The sequence below is a fragment of the Micromonospora sp. BRA006-A genome (assembly GCF_033433935.1).
In the GTDB taxonomy this organism is placed as follows: Bacteria; Actinomycetota; Actinomycetes; order Mycobacteriales; family Micromonosporaceae; genus Micromonospora; species Micromonospora aurantiaca.
Genome location: NZ_JANCLW010000001.1, coordinates 5,564,830 through 5,588,876, shown reverse-complemented (window position 1 = coordinate 5,588,876; position 24,047 = coordinate 5,564,830). Strand labels below are relative to the sequence as shown.

Below are 24,047 nucleotides of genomic sequence, written 5' to 3'. Positions count from 1 at the left end.
GCTCCTTCGGCTTCCCCGGGGTGCCTCGGGTGACGCACTCCGCTGGACCTCACGGTGCCTCCGCGCTTCCCTCTGGGCCCCACTTCCGGGGCCCCTTCTCCGCCCTGATCGACTTCACTTCGGGGAGGTGGCGGTATCAGGGTGGGTGGAATGCAGCCACTTCGGCGAGCTGGTGTCGATCAAGGCGGGCGCGGGCGACCCCCGAGCGCGGAAGTGTCATCGGCTGGGGCGGATGCCGGGAGTGTCGGGGCGTGCGGCAGACTCAGACACCCCCCTGCCGGACACCTCTCCAGGAGTGAGTAACGCCGATGTCGCTGCTCGCCAGATTCAGCCTCGCCAACCGAGGGCTGATCGCCCTCGTCGCGTTGGTGACCACGGCCTTCGGCCTGTTCGCCGTGCCGTCGCTGAAGCAGCAGCTCCTGCCGTCGCTGGAGTTCCCCGCCGCGTTCATCGTGGCGACGTACCCGGGCGCCGCGCCGGAGATCGTGGAATCCCAGGTCGCCGAGCCGATCGAGAACAGCCTCAAGGGCATCCCGGGCCTCGACGAGGTCACCTCGACCTCGCGCGAGGGCGCGGCGACGGTCCAGGTGCAGTACGAGTTCGGCACCGACCTGGACGACGTCGTCAACAAGATGGAGACCGCGCTCAACCGGATCGACTCCCAGCTCCCCGAGGGCGTCGACCCGCAGGTCATCGCCGGTAGCACCGACGACCTGCCCGCAGTGGTGGTCGCCGCGACCGGTGACGGCGACGAGCGGGCGCTGGCGGAGAAGCTGCGCAACGCCGTCGTTCCGGAGCTGGAGGCGCTGGACGGCGTCCGCTCGGTGGACGTCACCGGCGCGCGCGATCAGGTCGTGACGATCACGCCGGACCCGGCGAAGCTGGCCGCCGCCAAGGTGGCGCCGACCGCCATCGCGTCGGCGCTCAAGAGCAACGGCGTGGCCGTGCCGGCGGGTGCGCTCGCCGACGGCGACCGGTCGCTGCCGGTGCAGGTGGGCACGCCGATCCGGACCATCGACGACCTGCGCGGCATCGTGCTGACCACGGCTCCCGCCGCCCCGGTACGCCTCGGCGACGTGGCCGCCGTGGAGCAGCAGCTCGCCCCGGCCACCTCGTTCACCCGGACCAACGGCAAGCCCAGCCTCGGCATCGCGGTGACCGCCGCGCCGGACGGCAACGCGGTGCAGATCTCGCACGAGATCCGGGACCGGCTGGACGAGCTGTCGAAGGCCTCCGGCGCCGAGCTGACAGTGGTCTTCGACCAGGCCCCGTTCGTCGAGAAGTCCATCGAGAGCCTGACCACCGAGGGCCTGCTGGGCCTGGTCATGGCCGTCGTGGTGATCCTGGTGTTCCTGCTGTCGGTGCGCTCCACCGTCGTCACCGCGGTGTCCATCCCGCTGTCGGTGCTGGTCGCGCTGATCGTGCTCTGGTCCGGCGACTACTCGCTGAACCTGCTCACCCTCGGCGCGCTGACCATCGCCGTCGGGCGGGTGGTGGACGACTCCATCGTGGTGCTGGAGAACATCAAACGCCATCTGGAGTACGGCGAACCGAAGCGCGACGCGATCCTCACCGCGGTCCGTGAGGTGGCCGGCGCGGTGACCGCGTCCACGCTCACCACCGTCGCCGTGTTCGCGCCGATCGCCCTGGTGGGCGGCTTCGTCGGGCAGCTGTTCGCGCCGTTCGCGATCACCGTGACGGTGGCGCTGCTCGCCTCGCTGCTGGTGTCGCTCACCGTCATCCCGGTGCTGGCGTACTGGTTCCTGCGGCCGCGCGGCGGTGCCGACGACGCCGCCGCCCGGCGGGCCGCCGAGGAGAAGGAGCTGCGTAACCCGTTGCAGCGGGCGTACCTGCCGGTGATCGACTTCGCCACCCGCTCCCGGAAGACCCGCTGGGCCACTGTGGGCCTGGGCCTGCTCGTGCTGCTGGGCACGTTCGGCCTGGCGCAGAAGCTGGAGACCAACTTCCTGGACGACTCCGGCCAGGACACGCTCGCCATCCGGCAGGAGATGCCGGCCGGCACGTCGCTCGCCGGCACCGACCGGGCCGCCGCGCGGGTCGAGGAGGTGCTGCGGCGCACCCCGGGGGTGGAGACCTACCAGGTCAGCGCCGGTGGTGGGGACAACCCGTTCGCCGGCGGCGGCAGCGACCGGGCCACCTGGTCGCTGTCGCTGTCCGACGACACCGACGCCACGGCGGTACGGCAGGACCTGCGCAAGGAGTTCGACGCGCTCGGCGCGGAGGTGGGCGAGCTGACGTTCGGCGGCGGGCAGAACGCCTCCGCCAACCAGGTCGAGGTGGTCGTGCAGGCCGCCGACCAGGAGACGCTGACCCGGGCGGCCGAGGCGGTACGGGGCGCGATGGCCGGCACGCCGGGCGTGGAGGACGTCACCAGCAGCCTGGCCACGCAGGTGCCGCGCGTCGAGGTGACTGTGGACCGGGTGGCGGCGGCCCGCGCGGGTCTCACCGAGGCGGCGGTCGGGCAGCTCGTCGCGCAGACGTACCGGGGTGCGCCGCTCGGGCAGGTGACGCTCGACGGTACGGCGCAGAGCGTGGTGCTGAGCAGCGGCGCCCGGCCGCCGCTGACCGTCGACGAGCTGCGGGCGCTGCGGGTCGGCGCGGTGCCGCTGGACGCGATCGCCGACGTCGAGCAGGTCGACGGCCCGCAGCAGGTGACCCGGATCGACGGGGAGCGCAGCGTCTCGGTCACCGGCACGGCGACCGGCTCGAACCTCGGCGCCACCACGCAGGAGCTGCAGAAGCGGCTGGACGCGCTGGACGTACCGGGTGCCACGTACGTGATCGGCGGCGTCAGCGCCGACCAGGCCGACGCGTTCGCGGATCTCGGTCTCGCGGTGCTGGCGGCCATCGCGATCGTCTTCCTGATCATGGTGGCCACGTTCCGCAGTCTGACCCAGGCGCTGATCCTGCTGATCTCGGTGCCGTTCGCCGCGACCGGCGCGATCGGGCTGCTGCTGGTCACCGGTACGCCGCTGGGTGTGCCGGCGCTGATCGGCGTGCTCATGCTCGTCGGCATCGTGGTCACGAACGCGATCGTGCTGATGGACCTGATCAACCAGTACCGGGCCCAGGGCATGAACGTGACCGAGGCGGTGGTGGAGGGCGGCCGGCGCCGGCTGCGGCCGATCCTGATGACCGCCGTCGCCACCATCTTCGCGTTGCTGCCGATGGCGCTCGGCCTGACCGGCGAGGGCGGCTTCATCTCCAAGCCGCTGGCGGTCGTGGTGATCGGTGGCCTGCTCAGCTCGACGCTGCTGACGCTGGTGCTGGTGCCGACGCTCTACACGATGGTCGAGCACACCAAGGGCTCGTTCCGGAACCGGCGGCGTGGTGGTGCTCCCGAGCCGGTCGAGCCGGCACCGGAGCCGGACCCGGTGCCGGTGGCGGCCGGCGGCGGGGAGCGCGCCGAGGAGCGGGGCGTGGTGGCGCCGCCGCCGGCCCGCCCGTCGGGCGCGCTGGTCGACGGCACCGACCAGTTCGAGGTGCTCCGCCTGCCCAAGAGCCGCCAGTCGCCGCTGCCGCCGACCGAGTGACGGACCGGGAGGGGGCCCATGCGGGCCCCTCCCGGCACCTCGGCGCGCGGGACACACCGGAACCGGGTCGGGCGGTACGCTCGGTGAGCTACTGCCTACTTTCGGTTCGGGGGTGCGATGGCGGGGGGAGCGGGCCGGTGGGATCGGCGTGCCGTGCTGCGCCGCTCCGCGCTGCTGCTCGGCGGGGCCGTGGTCGGCTCTTTCGCGACCGCCGAGAGCACCTGGGTGGCCGACCGGAGGCTCCCGATCGCGGGTGGGCCGGCGAGCGCCACGCTCGGCAACCGGCACCAGGAGGTCGGCACCGGCGGGCTGCAGGTCGTCTGGGGCGTCCGCACCGAAGAGCCCCTGGTGGCGCTCACCTTCGACGACGGCCCCCGCCCACAGTGGACCCCGATGGTGCTCGACACGCTCGCCGAGCACCGGGTGCCGGCCACCTTCTTCCTGGTCGGTGAACGGGCCCGCGAGCACGCCGCGCTGGTCCGCGGCCGGATGGACGCCCACGAGGTCGGCAACCACAGCTGGGCGCACCGCGACCTGGCCCGGATGGACGCCGCGACGGTCTACGACGACCTATGGCGCAGCCACGACGCGATCACGGCGGCCACCGGGTCGGCACCCCGGCTGCTGCGCCCGCCCTGGGGGCACCTCGGCGGCTCGGTGCTGTACGCGTCGGCCCGGCTGGGCTACCGACTGGTGCTCTGGACGCTCCAGATGGTCGAGAGCGAGTTCCCGCACGACCCGGCCGGCCACGCCCGCCGCATCGTCGCCGACGTGCGCCCCGGAACGATCGTGCTCGGCCACGACGTCGGCAACGACACCCGGCTCGTCGCGCTCCGCGGCCTGCCCGACATGATCAACGGTCTGCGGGCCCGGGGATACACCTTCGTCACGGTCTCCGACCTGCTGCGCCGCGCTGCCGCCACACGGGCGGCCCGGTAGGGTGCCCGCGTGTCACCCACCCTGTCGGTCCTGGTCCGCAACCGCGACTTCCGCCATCTGTTCCTCGCCGAGCTGGTCGTCTTCGGGGCGGACTGGTTCGTCATGGTGCCGCTGCTGGTGCTGCTGCCCGACCTGACCGGCAGCGGCGTCTGGGGCGCGCTGGTGCTGGCGGTGGACACCGGCACGACCGCGTTGCTGCTCCCGTACGCCGGAACGATCGCCGACCGGTTCGACCGCCGCAAGGTGATGATGGTGGCGAACGTGGGCGCGCTGGCCGGGGTGCTGCTGCTGCTCGGCGTGCGTAGTGCCGGTACGGCGTGGCTGGCGCTGGCGGCGATCGCGCTGGTGGCGGTGGCGAAGGCGTTCTACTCGCCGGCCGCCCAGGCCGCGCTGCCGAACGTGGTCGACCCGGAGGACCTGGCCGCGGGCAACGCGGTGGCCGGTTCGGCGTGGGGCACGATGACAGTGGTCGGCGCCTCGCTCGGCGGGATCCTGAGCGCCGCCGCCGGCCCGTACGCCAGCTTCTGGGTCGCCGCCGTGGGCCTGGTCGCCGCCGCGGGCCTGGCCGCGCTGATCCGCCGGCCGTTGCAGGCGCCGCGCGACCCGGCGGCGACGGTGCCGCGCACGTGGGCGGCGATCCGGGAGGCGCTGCGCTACATCGCCCACCGCCCGCGGGTGCTGGCGCTGGTGACTGTCAAGTCGGCGGTCGGCCTGGGCAACGGCGTGCTCACAGTCTTCCCGCTGCTCGCCGGGGTGTACGGGGTCGGCGCGGTCGGCGCCGGTCTGCTCTTCGCCGCCCGCGGCGCCGGGGCGCTGGTCGGCCCGATCATGATGCGCCGGGTGCTGAGCAACCGGGCCTGGCTGCTCACCGGCCTGGCGCTGTCCATGTCGTTGTACGGCCTGGCCTACCTGGGTGCGTCGGTGGTGACCTGGTTCCCGCTGGTGCTGGTCCTGGTGTTCCTGGCCCACCTGGGCGGCGGCAGCAACTGGGTGCTGTCCAACTACGCGTTGCAGGGCGAGGTGCCGGACCGCCTCCGGGGCCGGGTCTTCGCCACCGACATGATGCTGGCGACACTCGCCATCGCGGTCAGCCAGCTCGTGGTGGCGCTCGTGGTGGACCGGGTGGACGAGCGCACCGTGCTGGCCGGCTGCGGCCTGGTCACCGTCGTGTACGCGATCGGCTGGCGGTTCGCCACCCGGCGGCTCTCGCTCACCGACCCGGTGGACACGCCGACCCCCGAGCGCACCGCCTGACACGCCGGTCCCACGCTCCGGGCGGTCCGGCCGGGCTGTCGGGGTGACGTCCTAGCATGAGCCGGTGCCGACCACATTCACCACCGGCCCGGTGCGGGTCCGGGTGCCCGCGACCAGCGCCAACCTGGGCCCCGGCTTCGACGCGCTCGGGCTGGCCCTGGGCCGCCACGACGACGTCACGGCCGAGGTGACAGACGGCGGCGTGCGGGTGTCGGTCACCGGCGAGGGCGCCGGCGAGCTCCCGTCGGACGAGCGGCATCTGATCGTCACCGCCATGCGGGCCACCTTCGACGCGCTCGGCGCGCAGCCGGCCGGCCTGGCACTGGAGTGCGTCAACCGCATCCCGCAGGCTCGCGGTCTCGGCTCGTCGTCCGCGGCGATCGTGGCCGGGGTGCTGGCGGCCCGCGCGCTGGTTGCAGGCGGGGAGCGGCGGATGGACGACGACGCCGCGCTGCGCCTGGCGGCCGAGTTGGAGGGGCATCCGGACAACGTCGCGCCCTGCCTGCTCGGCGGCTTCACCATCGCCTGGACGGAGCCGGGCGGCGCGCGGGCGGTCTCGCTGCCGGTGGCGCCGGCCGTGCGCCCGACCGTCTTCGTGCCCGCCGAGCGGGGTCTGACCTCGGTGGCCCGGGCGGCGCTGCCGGCCACCGTGCCGCATGCCGACGCGGCGTCGAACGCGGGCCGGGCGGCCCTGCTGGTGCACGCGCTGACCGCTGATCCCGCGCTGCTGCTGCCGGCCACGGTCGACCGGTTGCACCAGGAGCAGCGGGCACCGGGGATGCCGGCCACGGCGGCGCTCGTCGCTGAGCTGCGTGCGGCCGGTGTGGCGGCTGTGGTCAGTGGGGCGGGCCCGACGGTGCTGGCGCTCACCGAGGTTCCGGCGGGATTCCGGCTGGGAACAGATTGGCGCCGGTGGGAGTTGCCGATAGATGTCAGCGGTGCCCGGGTCATCCGGGGTAGACTTTGACACGCCGAGCGGGGCCCTGTTGCCGCAGGTCGGACGAGGCGATTACGCTCTAGACCTAGCACAGCCGCGAAGCATGCGATCTTCCTGCGGTTCGGCGCACCCCCGAAGCTCTCGGCGGTAGCCCGTCACCCCTGCTCAAGGCCCACGCCGCACCGCAGTTTCCACAGGTCGCCGCAGACGGCGAGACCTGCTCACCGATGGTGGTGAGTCGGGAAACCACCGGCTGCTGTGTCACAGACTCCCGCGACGCGTCCATGCGAGGCGGGTGCACCGAGGCCGCCCGGCCACCTGGTTCCACGACTCCGGGCAGCCCGGCCTATCGAGGGAAGGAATCCATTGAGCGACACCACCGACGTGACGTCGGATGTTTCCAACGTCGCTGGCGATGCCACCACCGCCGCCCCCACGCGCCGCCGGCGGAGCGGCACCGGTCTGTCGGCGATGCTGCTGCCGGAGCTGCAGAGCCTGGCCGCGTCGCTCGGCATCTCTGGTACCGCTCGCATGCGCAAGGGCGAGCTGATCAGTGCCATCACCGAGCGGCAGCAGGGCGGCGCGGCCGGAACCCCTCGACCGCGAGCCGAGGTGGCGGCTGCTGCTGCTCCCGCCCGTGAGGAGGTGCACGCGGAGGTCCGTGAGGAGCGGGCCGAGGCACGCCCCGCCGAGCAGGCGCCGGCCGCCGAGGTGACCGAGGGTCGTACCCGCGGACGCCGCAGCCGGGCCGCCGCCGCGACCACCGAGGCCCGTCCGGCCGAGGTGCCGGCGTCCGAGGCGCGGCCGGCTGAGACGACGCGCGCCGAGGAGGCGCCCGCCGAGACCGGCGAGCGCGCCGAGCGTGGCGGTGACCGGGCCGAGCGCGGTGAGCGCAACGAGGGCCGGGGCCGTGAGCGCGGCAGTGACCGGGCCGAGCGTGGCGGCGAGCGGGCCGAGCGTGGCGGCGAGCGGGCCGAGCGGGCCGAGCGTGGCGAGCGCAACGACCGGGGTGACCGCAACGACCGTGGTGACCGCGCCGAGCGCGGCGAGCGGGCCGAGCGCGGCGACCGCAACGAGCGGGGCGAGCGCAACGAGCGCAACGACCGGAACGAGCGCGGCGACCGGAACGACCGCAACGACCGGGGTGACCGCAACGACCGTGGTCAGCGCGCCGAGCGGGACAACGACGGCGACGACGACGGCGAGGGCGGCGGCCGGCGGGGCCGGCGCAGCCGGTTCCGGGACCGTCGTCGCGGCCGCGGCGAGCGGGGCGAGGGCGACAGCGGTGGCGGCCGCGAGCCGCAGGTCGGCGAGGACGACGTGCTCGTCCCGGTCGCCGGCATCATCGACGTGCTCGACAACTACGCCTTCGTCCGGACCACCGGTTACCTGGCCGGCCCGAACGACGTGTACGTCTCGATGTCCCAGATCAAGAAGTACGGCCTGCGCCGCGGTGACGCGATCACCGGCGCCGTGCGGGCCGCGCGGGACGGCGAGCAGCGGCGCGACAAGTACAACCCGCTGGTCCGGCTGGACACCATCAACGGGATGGAGCCGGACGAGGCGAAGCGCCGGCCGGAGTTCTACAAGCTCACGCCGCTCTACCCGCAGGAGCGCCTGCGGCTGGAGACCGAGCCGCACATCCTCACCACCCGGGTGATCGACCTGGTCATGCCGATCGGCAAGGGCCAGCGGGCGCTCATCGTGTCGCCGCCGAAGGCCGGTAAGACGATGGTGCTGCAGGCGATCGCGAACGCGATCACCCGCAACAACCCGGAGTGCCACCTGATGGTGGTACTGGTCGACGAGCGGCCGGAAGAGGTCACCGACATGCAGCGGTCGGTGAAGGGCGAGGTCATCGCGGCCACGTTCGACCGCCCGCCGCAGGACCACACCACGGTGGCGGAGCTGGCGATCGAGCGGGCGAAGCGCCTGGTCGAGCTGGGCCACGACGTGGTCGTGCTGCTCGACTCGGTGACCCGGCTCGGGCGGTCGTACAACCTGGCGGCGCCGGCCAGCGGCCGGATCATGTCGGGTGGTATCGACTCCACCGCGCTCTACCCGCCCAAGCGCTTCCTCGGCGCGGCGCGCAACATCGAGAACGGCGGTTCGCTGACCATTCTCGCCACCGCGCTGGTGGAGACCGGGTCCATGGCGGACACGGTCATCTTCGAGGAGTTCAAGGGCACGGGTAACGCCGAGCTGAAGCTGGACCGGAAGATCGCCGACAAGCGGGTCTTCCCGGCGATCGACATCAACCCCTCCGGCACCCGCAAGGAGGAGGTCCTGCTCGCGCCGGAGGAGCTGGCGATCATCCACAAGCTCCGCAAGGTGCTGCACTCGCTGGACTCGCAGGCGGCGCTCGACCTCCTGCTGGACCGGCTCAAGCAGTCCCGCACCAACATCGAGTTCCTGATGCAGATCGCGAAGTCCACTCCGGGCGAGTGAGCTGACGGATCCGGCGAACGAGGGGCACGGCCGCATCGGCCGTGCCCCTCGTCGCGTACCGGGTCGCAGGTCGTGAAGTTTTTCTACGGTTAAGCCGCTAGGTATTGAAACTTCTGTTCACCGTCGGGTTGACTGTCGTCCATGCGAACCCGCAGTCGACCCGCCCGCCTCGCCGGCGTCCTGCTGCTGACGCCGTTGCTGACCCTCACCGCGCCGGCACCGTCCGCCGCCACCGCCGCGCCGCCGGCCGTCGCGCCGCCGGGCGCCACCGCCGCCGAGGACGCGCCAAGCGCCTCGTCCCGTCCCGACTCCGCCGTCGCGCTCGCCGGTGTGGAACCGGCCGGCGGCCTGGAGACCGCCAAGACCACCCGGCCGGTCGCGCCCGGCCTCGACCTGACCTCCTTCGACAGGTACGACGCGGCCGGCTGGCTGCGCGCCGACGCCCTCACCGCTGACCTGGCCGGCGGGCTCACCGTCGACTACGTGAACTCCGGTGAGGTCACCAAGGACGAGCCGCTGCGCGCCGCGGTGGACCGCTCCCGTGCCGTCGCGGCGGTGAACGGGGACTTCTTCGACATCAACAACTCCGGTGCCGCCCAGGGCGTCGGCGTCCGCTCCGGCGAACTGGTGCAGTCGCCCGTCGCCGGGCACCCCAACGCCGTCGGGATCAGCGCCCAGGGCATCGGCCGGGTCGTCCAGGTCGGCTTCGAGGGCACCGCGACGCTGCCCGCCGGGCCGGTGCCGCTCACCCAGTTCAACAACATGGTGCAGCGCGACGGCGTCGGAGTGTTCACGCCGCTCTGGGGGTCGTACACCCGCAAGCGGGCCGTGGAGGGCGCGACCCGGACGGTCGAGGTGACGGTGACCGGCGGCCGGGTGGCGAGCGTCGCCACCACGGCGGGCGAGGGGCCGATCCCGGCCGGCAGCACCGTGCTGCTCGGCCGCGAGGCCGGCGCCGACGCGCTCGCCGCGCTGCGTCCCGGCGACGCGGTGGACCTGACCTGGCGGCCGCGGGCCTCCGACGGCGGTGACCTGCGCGCCGCCGTGGGCGGCGGCAACGTGCTCGTGCGCGACGGCGTGGTGCAGAGCATCGCCGACGCGTCGCTGGCCCCGCGTACCGCCGTCGGGTTCTCCGCCGACGGCCGCAAGATGATCATGCTGACGGTGGACGGCCGGCAGGTGGACAGCCGCGGCGTCACCCAGACCGAGATGGGCCGCATGATGGCCGAGCTGGGCGCCGCGAACGCGCTCAACCTCGACGGCGGCGGCTCCTCCACGCTGCTCGCCCGGGAGCCGGGCGCGGCCACGGTCCAGGTGGAGAACAGCCCGTCCGACGGCAGCGAGCGGCCGGTGCCCAACGGGCTCGCCGTCTACGCGCCGAAGGGCAGCGGCCGGCTCACCGGCTACTGGCTGGAGACCGCCAGCGACCCGACCGCCGCACCCGGTGTCGCACCGGTGCGCGGCGGCCGGCCGGACCGGGTCTTCCCCGGCCTCACCCGCCGGCTCACCGCCGCCGGATACGACGAGACGTACGGCCCGGCCGCCGGCGAGCCGCGCTGGCACGCCACCCACGGACGGGTCGACGGCGACGGCGTGTTCCGGGCCGCCGTCCCCGGCCGCAGCACCGTCACCGCCGCCCGCGGGCGAGCCCGGGGCACCATCGAGCTGACGGTGCTCGGCCCGCTCGCGCGCATCGACGGCACCGTCGACCGGGTCGGCCTGGACCGGGCCGGCGACAGCGGCGTGTTCGGCGTCGTCGGCTACGACGCCGAGGGCAACACCGCGCCGATCGAGCCGGCCGACATGACGCTGGAGTACGACAGCGACCTGCTCTCCGTCACCCCCACCGCCGACGGCAACCTGTCCGTCACGGCGCTCGCCGCGACCGGCTCGGCACTGGTCACCGCGCGGGTCGGCAACCGCACCACGGTCCTGCCGGTCACCGTCGGGCTGACCGACGTGCCGGTGGCCGGGTTCGACGACGCGGCGTCCTGGAAGTTCAGCCAGGCCCGCGCCTCCGGGTCGGTCGCGCCGGCCGAGGGGCACACCGGGGGCGGGCTGCGGATGTCGTACGACTTCAGCCAGTCCACCGGCACCCGGGCCGCGTACGCCGACCCGCCCGCCTGGATCGACGTACCGGGCCAGCCGCAGGCGTTCGGCATGTGGATCAAGGCGAACGGCACCGGCGAGTGGCCCAGCCTGCACCTGCACGACGCGCAGGACACCCAGTTCGTGCTGCGCGGCCCGTACCTGGACTGGACCGGCTGGAAGTACGTCGAGTTCGCCGTACCGCCGGGCGTGCAGTACCCGGTGCGGGTGCGCCGGTTCTACGTGGCCGAGACCGACCCGGCCGAGCAGTACCGCAGCGAGGTCGTGATCGACGACCTGGTGGCCCGGGTGCCGCCGGACGTGCAGGCGCCGCCCGAGCCGAACCGCACCGACCGGGTGGTGCTGCGCGACGGCACTGTGGACGGGGCGCCCTGGCGCTTCGCGGTGCTCTCCGACGCCCAGTTCGTCGCCGCGAACCCGGACAGCGACCTGGTCGCCCAGGCCCGCCGTACGCTGCGCGAGGTCCGCGCCGCCCGCCCGGACTTCCTCATCATCAACGGCGACTTCGTGGACACCGCCTACCCGGCCGACTTCACGCTGGCCAAGCGCATCCTGGACGAGGAACTGGGCGGTGAGGTGCCGTACCACTACGTGCCCGGCAACCACGAGATCATGGGCGCGCCGATCGACAACTTCCGCAGCGTCTTCGGGGACACCTCGCGCGTCTTCGACCACCGGGGCACCCGTTTCCTCACGCTGAGCACCGCCACCGGCTCGTTGCGCGGCGGCGGGTTCGACCAGGTGGAGCTGCTGCGCCGGACGCTCGACCAGGCCGCCGCCGACCGCTCGGTGGGCTCGGTGGCGGTGTTCTTCCACCACCCGCCGCGCGACCCGAGCCCGGCCGAGGCCAGCCAGCTCGGCGACCGTAAGGAGGCGGCACTGGTCGAGCAGTGGCTGGCCGACTTCCAGCACCGCACCGGCAAGGGCGCGGTCATGGTCAACGGTCACGTCGGCACGTTCCACGCCGACCGGGTGGACGGCGTGCCGTACGTGATCAACGGCAACTCGGGCAAGGATCCGTCCACCCCGGCGGCGCTCGGCGGGTTCACCGGGTGGACCGAGTTCGGGGTGGACCCGGTGACACCGGGGGAGGCCGAGCGGGCCCGTCGTGACCCGCTGGCCGAGGGCCCGGAGTGGGTCGGCGCGGAGATGCACGCGCACGTCGACCGGCTCGCGCTGACCGCACCCGCGCAGGTGTCCCGGCGTACGCCGGCCGACGTCACGGCCACGCTCACCCAGCCCAGCGGCCGGCAGGTGCCGGTGGCCGCGCCGGTCAGCGCGGACTGGTCCGGTTCGCCGAACCTGCACATCGGCGGCACGGCGGGCGTACGCCCGTGGCACGCCGCCCGCTTCGACCCGGCCACCGGCACGCTGACCGCCCTGCGCCCCGGCGCCCAGGTGCAGCTCACGGTGACGGTGAACGGAGTGAAGGCCGAAACCCAGGTGACGACGACCCCGTAACCCCCGGCCTCCACCCCGCCCCAGCCCCGTCGATCATGAAGTTGGCCCGGACAAAAGCGACAGGAAAGACGGTCAAGTTCATGATCGACGGGGTGGGGCCGGCCCGGGGCGTGGAGGGTGGGGGAGTGGGTGGGGTGGGGGTGGGAATGCTGGCGGGTGGGCCGGCGTTGGAGGTGGCGGACCTCCTGTGCCGGGTGGAAGACGCCCGTGGCAGACTGGTCAATCGGCCACCGGTTCCGGTTCACGCCCGAGCCCGTCGTGACGACGGGGAGCACCGACGGCGACCCGGCGACCACCGACGAAAGGACCGAGGCGACATGAAGCCCAACATCCACCCGGAGTACGTGACCACCGAGGTCCGCTGCTCCTGCGGCAACTCTTTCACGACCCGCAGCACCGCCAAGGGCGGCGCCATCAGCGTCGAGACCTGCAGCGCCTGCCACCCGTTCTACACCGGCAAGCAGCGCGTGCTGGACACCGCCGGCCGGGTCGCGAAGTTCCAGCAGAAGTACGCCAAGGTTCAGGCCAAGAAGGCCAAGTAGCTCCGTCGACGACGCCCGTGTCCGGCTCCTGCCGGGCACGGGCGTTCGTCCGTTTGTGCCGGTTCCATCTCCAAGGAGCATCCGCAGCATGAGCAGTGAGCGTCTGGCCGCACTCCTCGACGAGTACGCCGAGCTGGAGCGGCGGCTGGCCGACCCGGCCATCCACGCCGACCAGGGCACCGCCCGGCGGGTCGGCCGCCGGTACGCCGAACTGGTCCCGCTGCACAAGGCGGCCGGCGAGCTGGAGCAGGCCCGCGCCGACCTGGCCGCGGCCCGCGAGCTGGCCGCCGAGGACGCGACGTTCGCCGGTGAGGCGGACGCCATCGCAGCCTCCCTGCCGGCGCTGGAGGAACGGCTCGCGGAACTGCTCATCCCGCGCGACCCGCACGACGCCAAGGACGTGATCGTCGAGATCAAGGCAGGCGAGGGCGGCGAGGAGTCCGCGCTGTTCGCCGGTGACCTGCTGCGGATGTACACCAGGTACGCCGAGCGGCACGGCTGGGTCACCGAGGTGATCGACGCGCAGGACTCCGACCTGGGCGGCGTCAAGGACGTCTCGCTGGCGATCAAGAGCAAGGGCGTGCCGGAGGGCGGCAACGGCGTCTGGTCCCGGCTCAAGTGGGAGGGTGGCGTGCACCGGGTGCAGCGCGTCCCGGTCACCGAGTCGCAGGGCCGCATCCACACCAGCGCCGCCGGTGTGCTGGTGCTGCCCGAGGCGGAGGACGTCGACGTCACGATCGACCCGAACGAGCTGCGCATCGACGTGTTCCGCTCGTCCGGCCCCGGTGGGCAGTCGGTGAACACCACCGACTCGGCGGTCCGGATCACCCACGTGCCGACCGGCATCGTGGTCTCCTGCCAGAACGAGAAGTCGCAGCTGCAGAACCGGGAGCAGGCCATGCGGATCCTGCGCGCCCGGCTGCTCGCCGCCGCCCAGGAGCAGGCGGACGCGGCGGCCTCGGACGCCCGCAAGGCGCAGGTCCGCACCGTGGACCGGTCCGAGCGGATCCGCACCTACAACTTCCCGCAGAACCGGATCACCGACCACCGCATCGGCTACACCGCGTACAACCTGGACCTGGCGCTGGCCGGCGAGCTGGACGGGGTGCTCGACGCGCTGACCGAGGCGGACCGCGCGGCCCGGCTGGCCGGCGAGACGGAGCTGTCCCGCCGCTGACCGCTGGGGTGTTAAGCGGGGGCCCTTCCTCTACCGGAGGCGTTAACAGGGGGCCCTTCCTTACCGCTCAGCTCGCCCGCAGCCGCGCCTTGGCGCGCAGCATCTCCCGGTCGGCCAGCTCGAACGCGGTGCCGAGCGCCTCCCGGACGCTCACCGTGGTGCTGCCGTCCACCTCGGCGAAGCCGATGGTCACCCCGACCGGCGTGCCCGGGACCAGGGACTCCCAGTCCTCGGTGCGGACCGCCGCCTCGATCCGGCGGGCCACCTCGACCGCCTCCGGCATGCCGGTGTCGGGCAGCACCACGACGAACTCGTCGCCGCCGTAGCGGGCCACGAAGTCGCCCCGCCGCATCACCCGGTTGATCACCCCGGCGACCCGTTGCAGCACCAGGTCGCCGGAGTGGTGGCCGTGGCGGGTGTTCACCGCCTTGAACCCGTCGAGGTCGCAGACGCCGATCACCACCCGCTCGCCCCGGGACACCACGGCGCCCAGGTAGCGCTCCAGCCGGCGCCGGTTGGGCAGGCCGGTGAGCGGGTCGGTGAGCGCCTCGCCCTCGTACCGGGCCGCCTCGCGGCGCATCTCCTCGTGGTCGATCCGCGCGGCGATGCCGTCGATGTAGACGTCCCGCAGCCGGTCGCTGCGCCGCGCCGCGAGCCGGAACGCGTGCCGGTCGGCCCGGTGCGCGCCCGCGTGGTCCCCGGCCCGGGCCAGCGCGATGCTGCGCAGCCGGGGCGGCTCGGCCGAGCCGAGCGTCTCGTCGGAGACCCGCAGCGCGTCCAGCCGGGTGACCGCCTCGATCGGGCGGCCGGCCGCCACCGCGAGGCAGACCTGGCCGAGCTGGCGCAGGTCGCGGGCGCGGGCGCTGTCCCCGCCGTGACCGAGCAGCCGGTTCGGGTCGGCGTCCCCGGCGGACTCCACCCGGTCGCCGAGCGCGGCCCGGCGGGCGGCGGCGTAGCCGTACGCGGCGAGGCTGCTCGGGCGCAGGTTGCCGGCCCGCCCGCCGCGCAGGAACCGGGCCAGGTCACCGGCGACGTCGCGCAGCACGCGCAGGCAGCCGTCGCTGTCGCCGTTGTGGTCGAGCGCGACCGCGTTGCGCAGCCGGATGCCGGGCGCGGCGAACGTCTCCTCGGGGATGCCGACGCTGAGCCCGACCTCCCGGGCCCGCTCGATCGCGCCGAGGGCGTGACCGTGGAAGCTCAGGTACGAGTACGCCATCGCCAGGTCGTGCCAGCCCCAGGCGGTGTCCCGGTCGGGGGTGTCGTCGGCGCCGAGCGCGCGGGCGGCCCGGACCAGGTGCATCACGCATCTGTCCAGCGCGCCCTGGTGGTGGGCGGCGAGTGCGGCCAGCGCGTTGAGGTGCCCGTGCAGGTAGGGCTCGGCCAGATCCCGTACGGCGGCGGAGGCGTCCTCGACGGCCCGGGTGAACTCGGCGGTCCGGCCGAGGTTGATCAGCGCGGACAGGCGTTGCACGAGCGCGTCGGCGCGGGCGTACGGGTCGTCCGTGGTGCGGATGACGCGGTCGAGCAGGGCGCACGCCTCCGCGGACCGGCTGGCCTCCTGGAGTGACCGAGCGCGTCGGAGAGCGTCAACCTGGTCCTCGACCTGGTCGAGCCAGCCCACTCGCGACCTCCCTGCGGTGTGCGCCCGGACGCACCCGCTCGTGAGGTGAGCCGCGACGCCTCATGATTATTGCGTGACCGCACTCCCGCAACACCCGTCCGAAGGGACAGAACGCGAACGGCCCTCGCTGGTGATCAACCGGGTGGCGCGTGCGCTCGCCGCGGCGGGCGTCGAGGCGCCCCGCGCCGAGGCCGAGCAACTCGCCGCGTACGTCCTCGACGTGCCGCGGGGCCGGCTGGCGCTCGCCGACGGTTTCACCCCGGCGCAGCGCGACCGCCTCGACGAGCTGGTCGGGCGGCGGGTGACCCGCGAGCCGTTGCAGCACCTGCTCGGCTCGGCCGGTTTCCGCCACCTGGAACTGGCGGTCGGGCCGGGCGTCTTCGTGCCCCGGCCGGAGACCGAACTGCTGGCCGGCTGGGGGATCGAGCGGGCCCGGGAGCACGCCGCGCCGCTCGTGGTCGACCTGTGCAGCGGTTCCGGCGCGATCGCCCTCGCTGTCGCGCAGGAGGTGCCGGCGGCGCGGGTGGTGGCGGTGGAGCGGTCCCCGGCCGCGCTGGCGTGGCTGCGGCGCAACGCGGCGGACCGGGCCGCCGCCGGGGACCGGCCGGTCGAGGTGGTGGCGGCCGACGTGACCGATCCGGACCTGCTGGCCGGCCTGGCCGGGCGGGTCGACGTGCTGCTGTGCAACCCGCCGTACGTGCCGAGGTCGGTGACGGTGCCGCCGGAGGTGGCCGGGCACGACCCGGACGAGGCGGTGTTCGGCGGCGCGGACGGGCTGGACGTGATCCGGCCGGTGGTCGGCCGGGCCGCCGCGTTGCTGCGCCCGGGCGGCGCGATCGGTATCGAGCACGACGACACGCACGCCGCGGCGGTGCCCGCGCTGCTGCGTGGCGACGGCCGCTACGACCGGGTCGAGGAGCACCGGGACCTCGCCGGGCGGCCGCGCTGGGCGAGCGCGTCCCGGCGGGCGGACGGCACCCACGCCGAGCCCGCCCGGGCGTGGCAGACTGACTCCTCGTGATGCTCTACGACTGTCGGTCGCCCGCCGACCGGGACCGCGGCATCGCCGCTGCCATCGAGGCGGTCAAGAACGGGGAACTCGTCGTCCTGCCGACCGACACGGTCTACGGCATCGGGGCCGACGCCTTCACCCCGTACGCGGTGAAGGCCCTGGCGGACACGAAGGGTGGCGCCCGGCAGGCGCCCCCGGTGCTCATCGGTTCCCGGCACACGCTCGACGGCCTGGTCTTCTCGCTGCCCGGCGCGGCCCGCGACCTGGTCGAGGCGTTCTGGCCCGGCGCGTTGACCATCGTCGTGGAGCACTCGCCGAGCCTGGCCTGGGATCTGGGCGACTCCAGCGGCACGGTGGCGGTGCGGATGCCGCTGCACCCGGTCGCGCTGGAGGTGCTGCGGGAGACCGGGCCGATGGCCGTCGCGTCGGCCAACAAGATCGGCCAGCCCGCCGCGCTCACCGCCGAGGAGGCGCGTGACCAGCTCGGCTACGGCGTCCGGGCGTACCTGGAGGCCGGGCCGGCGGTGGACCCGGTGCCGAGCACCATCGTCGACCTGACCGGCGACGTGCCGCGGGTGCTGCGCGAGGGCGCGGTGACGCTGGCGAAGCTGCGCGAGGTCGTGCCGGACATCCTCGACGAGCGGGGGGTCTGAGTGCCGCCCTTCACCGTCCTGCACGTCTGCATGGGCAACATCTGCCGGTCACCGATGGCCGAGCGGCTGCTGCTGCTCGCGGTCCGGGAGCGGCTGGCCCGCCTCGACGTCGACCCGGCCGGGTCGGACGCGCTCGTGCACAGCCACAGCGCCGGCACCGGCGGCTGGCACGCGGGGGAGGAGATGAACCCGCCCGCCGCCCGGCAGGTGATCTCGCGTGGCGGTGACACCGAGGGGTTCGCCGCCCGGCGGCTGCGCTCCGACCTGATCGACGCCGCCGACCTGGTGCTCACCGCCACCGCCGACCAGCAGGAGTACGTGGTGGCGCTGCGGCCGGACGCCGCCGCGCGCACGTTCGTGCTCGGTGAGTTCGGCCGCCTGCTCGGCGCGCTGGACCGGTCCGCCCTGCCGCCGGCCGAGCCGACGCCGGACGCCGTGTACGCCCGCGGCACCGCCCTCGTCGCGGCCGTCGACGCGGCCCGGCAGAACGCCTCCGCGCTGCCCACCGACGATCTCGACGACCCGTGGGGCCGGGGCGACCAGTGCTTCAGCCGGGTCGCCGACGAGATCGAGGAGACCGTGCAGCCGCTGGCTGCCGTCCTGCTCCCCTGATCGCGGTTCATCCTTCCTCGCGAACTTCCTGCGCATTTCGCGGAAGATGGCGGCGAAAGCGGCCATTCCGGTCATTCTGAACGGGTCCGTACGGCCGGCTCCTGCGGGGAGAGCTGATGAACCGGGCCTATCTCGACAAGTTGTTCACCGTTGTGCTCGCCGGCGTGCTCGCCGGACTGGCCCTGGCCGCAGCCGCGCTGCCGGCCGCGCTGGTCTTCGGGCTGGGCGTGAAGAACCTGATGCCGTACACCGCGTTGCCGGAGGCGCTCAAGACACCGCAGCCGGCACAGCGGTCCAACCTGTATGCGAACGACGGGCGGACGCTCATCACCTCGTTCTACGTCGAGGACCGGGTGGACGTGCCGGTCGGCGAGGTGGCACCGGTGATGCGCGACGCCATCGTGGCCGCCGAGGACGTGCGCTTCTACGAGCACCACGGCGTCGACGTGCGCGGCGTGGCGCGGGCGTTCACGGCCAACCGTCGCGAGGGCACCCGCCAGGGCGCCTCCACGCTGACCATGCAGTACGTGCGCAACGCGCTCGCCGGTGACACCCGGCTGACCGAGGAGCAGCGCGCCGCCGCCACCGAGATCACCGTCGGGCGCAAGATCCGCGAGATGCGGTACGCGCTGACGCTGGAACGGCAGGTCAGCAAGGACGAGATCCTCGGGCGCTACCTGAACATCGCGTACTTCGGCGCCGGGGCGTACGGCATCGCCGCGGCCAGCAAGCGCTACTTCTCCACCACCCCGGAGCGGCTCACGCTGGCCCAGGCCGCGCTGCTCGCCGGGCTGGTCCGGTCCCCGGCCGACGACCCGATCAACGGCGACGCGGAAGCGGCCCGGCAACGGCGGGCGTACGTGCTGGACCGGATGGTGGAGACGGGCCGGGTGAGCGCGGCCGACGCCGAGGCGGCGAAGGCCACCGAGCTGGCCCTCAAGCCGAACACCACGCCGAACGACTGCGCGGCGGTGCCCGCCGACCACAACGACTGGGGCTTCTTCTGCGACTGGTTCACCCAGTGGTGGAACGCCCAGCCGGCGTTCGGCGAGAACGTGGACGAGCGGCAGCGGACGCTGCGCCGGGGCGGCTGGAAGATCGTGTCCTCACTCGATCCGGACGTGCAGGCCAAGGCGAGCGAGCAGGTGCGGGCGATCTACCCGGAGACGATCGCGCGGGCGGCGCCGACCGCCGTGGTGCAGCCGGGCACCGGCCGGGTGCTGGCCATGGCGGTGAACCGCACCTACGGCACGGCCGCCAACCCGGACGGGCAGCAGAACTACCCGAACACGGTCAACCAGCTCGTGGCCGGCGGTGGCGGCATCACCGGCTACCAGGCAGGCTCCACGTTCAAGCTGTTCGCGCTGCTGGCCGCGCTGGAGTCGGGTCTGCCGCTGGACACCGAGTTCGACGCGCCGCGCGTCTACGTGACGCAGTACCCGGTCGGCGCCGGCCCGGCGAGCTGCGGCGGCCGGTGGTGCCCGGAGAACGCCAACACGTACTGGATGGACGGCGACCGGGACATGTGGGACGCGTTCGGCCGGTCGGTGAACACGTACTTCGCCTGGCTGACCGAGCGGGTCGGCGCGGACCGGGTGGTCGAGATGGCCCAGCGGCTGGGCATCGTGTTCCGCGCCCCGGCCGACGCCCGGATGGCCCGCGAGGGCGCCAAGAGCTGGGGACCGTTCACGCTCGGCGTCTCCGCCACCACGCCGCTGGACCTGGCCGGCGCGTACGCCGCGGTGGCCGCCGAGGGCACCTGGTGCCGGCCCACGCCGGTCACCTCGATCACCGACCCGGGCGGCCGGGCGGTGCCCGCCGGGAACACCGACTGCCGGCAGGTGCTCGACACCGAGGTCGCCCGCGCGGCGGCCGACGCCAGCCGCTGCCCGGTCGGCGACCAGTCGATGTACCGGCGCTGCGACGGCGGCACGGCCGAGGAACTGGCCCCTGGCCTGCGCCGGCCGGTGGCGGGCAAGACCGGCAGCTCGGAGCGGAACGCCACCGAGACGGTCGTCGCGTTCACCCCGCAGCTCTCCGTGGCGACGATCGCGGCGAACCCGGACGACCCCCGGGACGCGGTCGGCGGCGGCGTGCAGAAGCGGCAGATCGCCGCCGTGGGCCGCATCCTCGCGTGGTCGCTGCGCGACGAGCCGGTACGGGACTTCGTCCCGCCCGGCCAGGCGGTGGCCTTCCAGCACACCAGCCCGCGCACCGGCAACTGACCCCACCGCCCACCGCCCACCGCCCACCGCCCACCACGCCCCGCCCCGCCCCGCCCCGCCGATCTTGCACTTTTCGCCCCGGCAGAAGGTTCGTAACGGACGCGGGCGGGGCCGTAAGTGCAAGATCGCGGGAGCGGGGAGCGGGGAGCGGGGAGCGGGGAGCGGGGAGCGGGGCAGCCGGGTCAGCGTGGGTGTTCGGCGCCCCGGGCGATGTTGCGGGCCATGCCGCCGAAGACGACGGCGTGGAACGGGGCCACCGAGGCCCAGTAGAGGTGGCCGGGCAGGCCGCGCGGGAGGAACACGGCACGCTGGACGTACCTGCTGCGGCCGTCCCCGTCCGGCTCGGCGCGCATCTCCAGCCAGGCCCGCCCGGGCAGCCGCATCTCGGCGCGCAGCCGCAGCAGCTCACCCGGCACGATCTCCTCGACCCGCCAGAAGTCCAGCGCCTCGCCCACCTGGAGCCGGTGCGGGTCGCGCCGGCCCCGGCGCAGCCCGACGCCGCCGACCAGCCGGTCCATCCAGCCGCGCACCGACCAGGCCAGCGGGAACGAGTACCAGCCGTGCTCGCCGCCGACGCCCTCGATGACCCGCCACAGCGCCGACGGCGGCGCGTCCACCGTCCGCTCCCGCAGATCGGTGTACGCGGTGCCGCCGGACCAGTGCGGGTCCGACGGCAGCGGCTCGGCGGGCGCGTCCGGCCCGCTCGCGTTCGACCAGCGCGTCTCCACCTCCGCGTCCCGCACCTTCGTCAGCGCCAGCGCGACCGCCTGGTCGAAGCCGATCAGCCCGTCCGGCGGGTCCGGCACGTACCGGGCGATGTCGTGCTCGTGCGCCACCGCCTCGTGCACCAGGCTCTCCACGAGCGGCCGGGCGATCGCGTTCGGCACCGGCGTGATCAGGCCGACCCAGTGCGAGGAGAGCGACGGGGTGAGCGGGCGTACCGGCAGGATGAGCCGGCGCCGCAGCCCGGCCACCCGGGCGTAGCGCTGCATCATCTGCGCGAAGGTCAGCACGTCCGGACCGCCGATGTCGAAGGCCCGGTTCACGTCGGCCGGCAGGTGGGCGCAGCCGGCCAGGTAGCGCAGCACGTCCCGGACCGCGATCGGCTGGATGCGGTTGCGCACCCAGCGCGGGGTGACCATCGCCGGGAGCCGCTCGGTCAGGTAGCGCAGCATCTCGAACGAGGCCGAGCCGGACCCGATGATCACGGCGGCGCGCAGCACCGCCGTGGGCACGCCGCTGTCCAGCAGGATCCGCGCGACCTCCGCCCGGGACCGCAGGTGGGCCGAGGGGAGGCCCTCGCGCTCCGCCGGCTCCGGCCCGCCGAGATAAACGATCCGGCGTACGCCCGCGGCGCGCGCCGCCTCGGCGAAGTTCGTCGCCGCCTCCCGGTCGGCCGCCTCGAACCCGCGCTGTCCCAGCGAGTGGACGAGGTAGTACGCCACCTCCACGCCCTCGAACGCGGCCGGCAGCGTCTCCGGCCGGCGCAGGTCACCCTCGACGATCTCCGCCTCGGCCGCCCACGGCACGTCCCGCAGCCGCCCGGCGGTCCGGGCCAGGCAGCGTACGGTGTGCCCCTCGGTCAGCAGCCGGGGCGCGAGGCGTCCGCCGATGTAGCCGGTAGCGCCGGTGACGAGGCATCTCACGGTCTCCAGTGTGCGGCTCCGTAGACTCCTTCGCTGTGGAGAACGCGAGGGACACCTTCTGGGGACCGGACTTCCAGCAGCTCAGCACCGTCGACCCGGAGATCGCCGAGGTGGTGCTGGGTGAGCTGGACCGGCTGCGCGGCGGCCTGCAGTTGATCGCCAGCGAGAACCTGACCTCGCCCGCGGTGCTCGCCGCGCTGGGCTCCACGCTCACCAACAAGTACGCCGAGGGGTACCCGGGGCGGCGCTACTACGGCGGCTGCGCCGAGGTGGACCGGGCCGAGGAACTCGCGGTGTCCCGGGCGAAGGAGCTGTTCGGCGCCGAGCACGCGAACGTGCAGCCGCACTCCGGGGCGAGCGCCAACCTGGCCGCGTACGCCGCCCTGGTGCAGCCGGGCGACACGGTGCTGGCGATGGACCTGCCGCACGGCGGCCACCTGACCCACGGCAGCCGGGTGAACTTCTCCGGCAAGTGGTTCCACCCGGTCGGCTACACCGTCCGGCGGGACACCGGGACGATCGACTACGACGAGGTACGCGACCTGGCCCGCGCGCACCGGCCGAAGATGATCATCTGCGGCGCGACGGCGTACCCGCGCCTGATCGACTTCGCCCGCTTCCGGGAGATCGCCGACGAGGTCGACGCGTACCTGATGGTGGACGCCGCGCACTTCATCGGCCTGGTGGCCGGCGGCGCGATCCCGTCCCCGGTGCCGTACGCCGACGTGGTCACCGCGACCACCCACAAGGTGCTGCGCGGCCCGCGCGGCGGCATGATCCTCTCCCGGGAGCCGCTGGCGGCCCGGATCGACAAGGCGGTCTTCCCGTTCACCCAGGGCGGCCCGCTGATGCACGCCGTCGCCGCCAAGGCGGTCGCGCTGCGCGAGGCCGCGCAGCCGGAGTTCCGCACGTACGCCGCCCAGGTGGTCACCAACGCCCGCGCGCTCGCCGACGGGCTGGCCGCGGAGGGGCTGCCGCCGGTCTCCGGCGGCACCGACACCCACCTGGCCCTGCTCGACCTGCGCGAGACCGGCGTGACCGGCGCCCAGGCCGAGGCCCGCTGCGACGCCGCCGGCATCACGCTCAACAAGAACGCGATCCCGTACGACCCGCAGCCGCCCTCGGTCGCCTCCGGCATCCGGGTGGGCTCGCCGAGCGTCACCACCCAGGGCATGCGCGAGGGGGAGATGCGCCGGATCGCCACGCTGATCGGGCGGGCGGTGCGGACCGATCCGGAGTCCCCCGGTGGCGGCGACGAGCTGGCCCGGATCGCCGCCGACGTGACCGAGCTGGTCACCGAGTTCCCGGCGTACCCCCGTGGCTGAGCCCGGGACGCACGCGGCGGAGGCGGCCGCGGACCGCGGCTGGCGACTGCGCCACCTGCCGGTGCTGCTGGCGGCGGTCGCGGTGCTCGCCGCTGCCGCGGCGGTGGCCGGCGGGGTGTGGCGTGGCGCGGACGGCGCGCTCGGCGCGGCGGCCGGGGTGGCCGTCACGGCTGCCAGCTACACGCTCACCACAGTGGTCCTGGCCTGGGCGGACTCGAAGGATCCGCAGCTCGTGCTGCCGTTCGGGCTGGGCCTCTACGTCGCCAAGATCACCGCGCTCGGCGGGGTGATGGTGCTGGTGGCCTCGACCGGCTGGCCGGGACTGATCCCGTTCTGTTTCGGCATCGCCGCGGGCGTGGTGGTCTGGACCGGCGTGCACGTCTGGTGGCTCACGACCGTCCATGCCCGACGGATGCTGCGCTGAGCCGTCCCACCCTTCGGGCGACGCGTGGTTCTGTCCGCGATCGGTCATTCTCTCAGTGGCGGGGGAGGAGTACCGTTCCTCCAGACGACTTCGCCCGCCCGTGTCCCA

At 74.0% G+C, this 24,047-nt stretch carries 16 protein-coding genes; 14 read left to right on the top strand and 2 right to left on the bottom strand.

The window, feature by feature from the left end:
* The first annotated feature begins 308 nt into the window (after nucleotides 1-308).
* The 8 genes from NMK34_RS25400 (at nucleotide 309) to prfA (ending at nucleotide 14,421) form a co-directional block, all read left to right on the top strand.
* The gene (locus tag NMK34_RS25400; protein WP_318335497.1) at nucleotides 309-3,554 is read left to right on the top strand and encodes an efflux RND transporter permease subunit; all 3,246 of its coding nucleotides are present in this window, start codon (nucleotides 309-311) and stop codon (nucleotides 3,552-3,554) included.
* Nucleotides 3,555-3,671: 117 nt separating this feature from the next.
* Nucleotides 3,672-4,493 (top strand): polysaccharide deacetylase family protein, encoded by an 822-nt coding sequence (locus tag NMK34_RS25395; RefSeq protein ID WP_318335496.1) that lies wholly within the window; start codon nucleotides 3,672-3,674, stop codon nucleotides 4,491-4,493.
* A 9-nt stretch (nucleotides 4,494-4,502) separates the two neighbouring features.
* On the top strand, nucleotides 4,503-5,747 hold the full coding sequence (locus NMK34_RS25390; RefSeq protein WP_318335495.1) for an MFS transporter: 1,245 nt from the start codon (nucleotides 4,503-4,505) through the stop codon (nucleotides 5,745-5,747).
* A 64-nt stretch (nucleotides 5,748-5,811) separates the two neighbouring features.
* Nucleotides 5,812-6,714, top strand: a complete 903-nt coding sequence (gene thrB, locus NMK34_RS25385) for a homoserine kinase (RefSeq protein ID WP_318335494.1) — start codon at nucleotides 5,812-5,814, stop codon at nucleotides 6,712-6,714.
* A 336-nt stretch (nucleotides 6,715-7,050) separates the two neighbouring features.
* The gene (gene rho, locus NMK34_RS25380; protein ID WP_318335493.1) at nucleotides 7,051-9,132 is read left to right on the top strand and encodes a transcription termination factor Rho; all 2,082 of its coding nucleotides are present in this window, start codon (nucleotides 7,051-7,053) and stop codon (nucleotides 9,130-9,132) included.
* 141 nt (nucleotides 9,133-9,273) lie between these two features.
* On the top strand, nucleotides 9,274-12,702 hold the full coding sequence (locus NMK34_RS25375) for a phosphodiester glycosidase family protein (protein ID WP_318335492.1): 3,429 nt from the start codon (nucleotides 9,274-9,276) through the stop codon (nucleotides 12,700-12,702).
* Nucleotides 12,703-13,019: 317 nt separating this feature from the next.
* Complete coding sequence (gene rpmE / locus NMK34_RS25370; RefSeq protein ID WP_046563792.1) at nucleotides 13,020-13,244, top strand: 50S ribosomal protein L31; 225 nt, start codon at nucleotides 13,020-13,022, stop codon at nucleotides 13,242-13,244.
* An 88-nt stretch (nucleotides 13,245-13,332) separates the two neighbouring features.
* A complete protein-coding gene (gene prfA, locus NMK34_RS25365; protein WP_318335491.1) occupies nucleotides 13,333-14,421 on the top strand; it encodes a peptide chain release factor 1 in 1,089 nt (362 codons plus the stop codon).
* A gap of 67 nt (nucleotides 14,422-14,488) precedes the next feature.
* Here prfA and NMK34_RS25360 read toward each other — a convergent pair whose 3' ends face one another.
* Entirely contained in the window at nucleotides 14,489-16,042 is a 1,554-nt protein-coding gene (locus tag NMK34_RS25360) for a GGDEF domain-containing protein (protein ID WP_318335490.1), read from the bottom strand.
* Between the two features lie 130 nt (nucleotides 16,043-16,172).
* On the opposite strand from NMK34_RS25360, the gene prmC reads away from it, so the two are divergent.
* From prmC to NMK34_RS25340, 4 genes are all read left to right on the top strand, one after another.
* Nucleotides 16,173-17,063 carry a peptide chain release factor N(5)-glutamine methyltransferase gene (prmC, locus tag NMK34_RS25355; protein WP_412098968.1) on the top strand — a complete coding sequence of 297 codons (891 nt, stop codon included), beginning with the start codon at nucleotides 16,173-16,175 and terminating at the stop codon, nucleotides 17,061-17,063.
* Complete coding sequence (locus NMK34_RS25350; RefSeq protein WP_013288268.1) at nucleotides 17,063-17,707, top strand: L-threonylcarbamoyladenylate synthase; 645 nt, start codon at nucleotides 17,063-17,065, stop codon at nucleotides 17,705-17,707. Before prmC ends, NMK34_RS25350 begins: the two co-directional genes overlap by 1 nt.
* Nucleotides 17,708-18,319 (top strand): phosphotyrosine protein phosphatase, encoded by a 612-nt coding sequence (locus NMK34_RS25345; RefSeq protein ID WP_262013862.1) that lies wholly within the window; start codon nucleotides 17,708-17,710, stop codon nucleotides 18,317-18,319.
* Between the two features lie 116 nt (nucleotides 18,320-18,435).
* On the top strand, nucleotides 18,436-20,544 hold the full coding sequence (locus NMK34_RS25340) for a transglycosylase domain-containing protein (RefSeq protein ID WP_318335488.1): 2,109 nt from the start codon (nucleotides 18,436-18,438) through the stop codon (nucleotides 20,542-20,544).
* A gap of 182 nt (nucleotides 20,545-20,726) precedes the next feature.
* Here the strand turns inward: NMK34_RS25340 and NMK34_RS25335 are convergent, their stop codons facing one another.
* Entirely contained in the window at nucleotides 20,727-22,190 is a 1,464-nt protein-coding gene (locus NMK34_RS25335) for an SDR family oxidoreductase (RefSeq protein WP_318335487.1), read from the bottom strand.
* A 35-nt stretch (nucleotides 22,191-22,225) separates the two neighbouring features.
* Here NMK34_RS25335 and glyA point away from each other — a divergent pair, with 35 nt between their 5' ends.
* Nucleotides 22,226-23,515 carry a serine hydroxymethyltransferase gene (gene glyA, locus NMK34_RS25330; RefSeq protein WP_318335486.1) on the top strand — a complete coding sequence of 430 codons (1,290 nt, stop codon included), beginning with the start codon at nucleotides 22,226-22,228 and terminating at the stop codon, nucleotides 23,513-23,515.
* Nucleotides 23,508-23,939, top strand: a complete 432-nt coding sequence (locus NMK34_RS25325; protein ID WP_318335485.1) for a hypothetical protein — start codon at nucleotides 23,508-23,510, stop codon at nucleotides 23,937-23,939. Before glyA ends, NMK34_RS25325 begins: the two co-directional genes overlap by 8 nt.
* Nucleotides 23,940-24,047 lie beyond the last annotated feature (108 nt).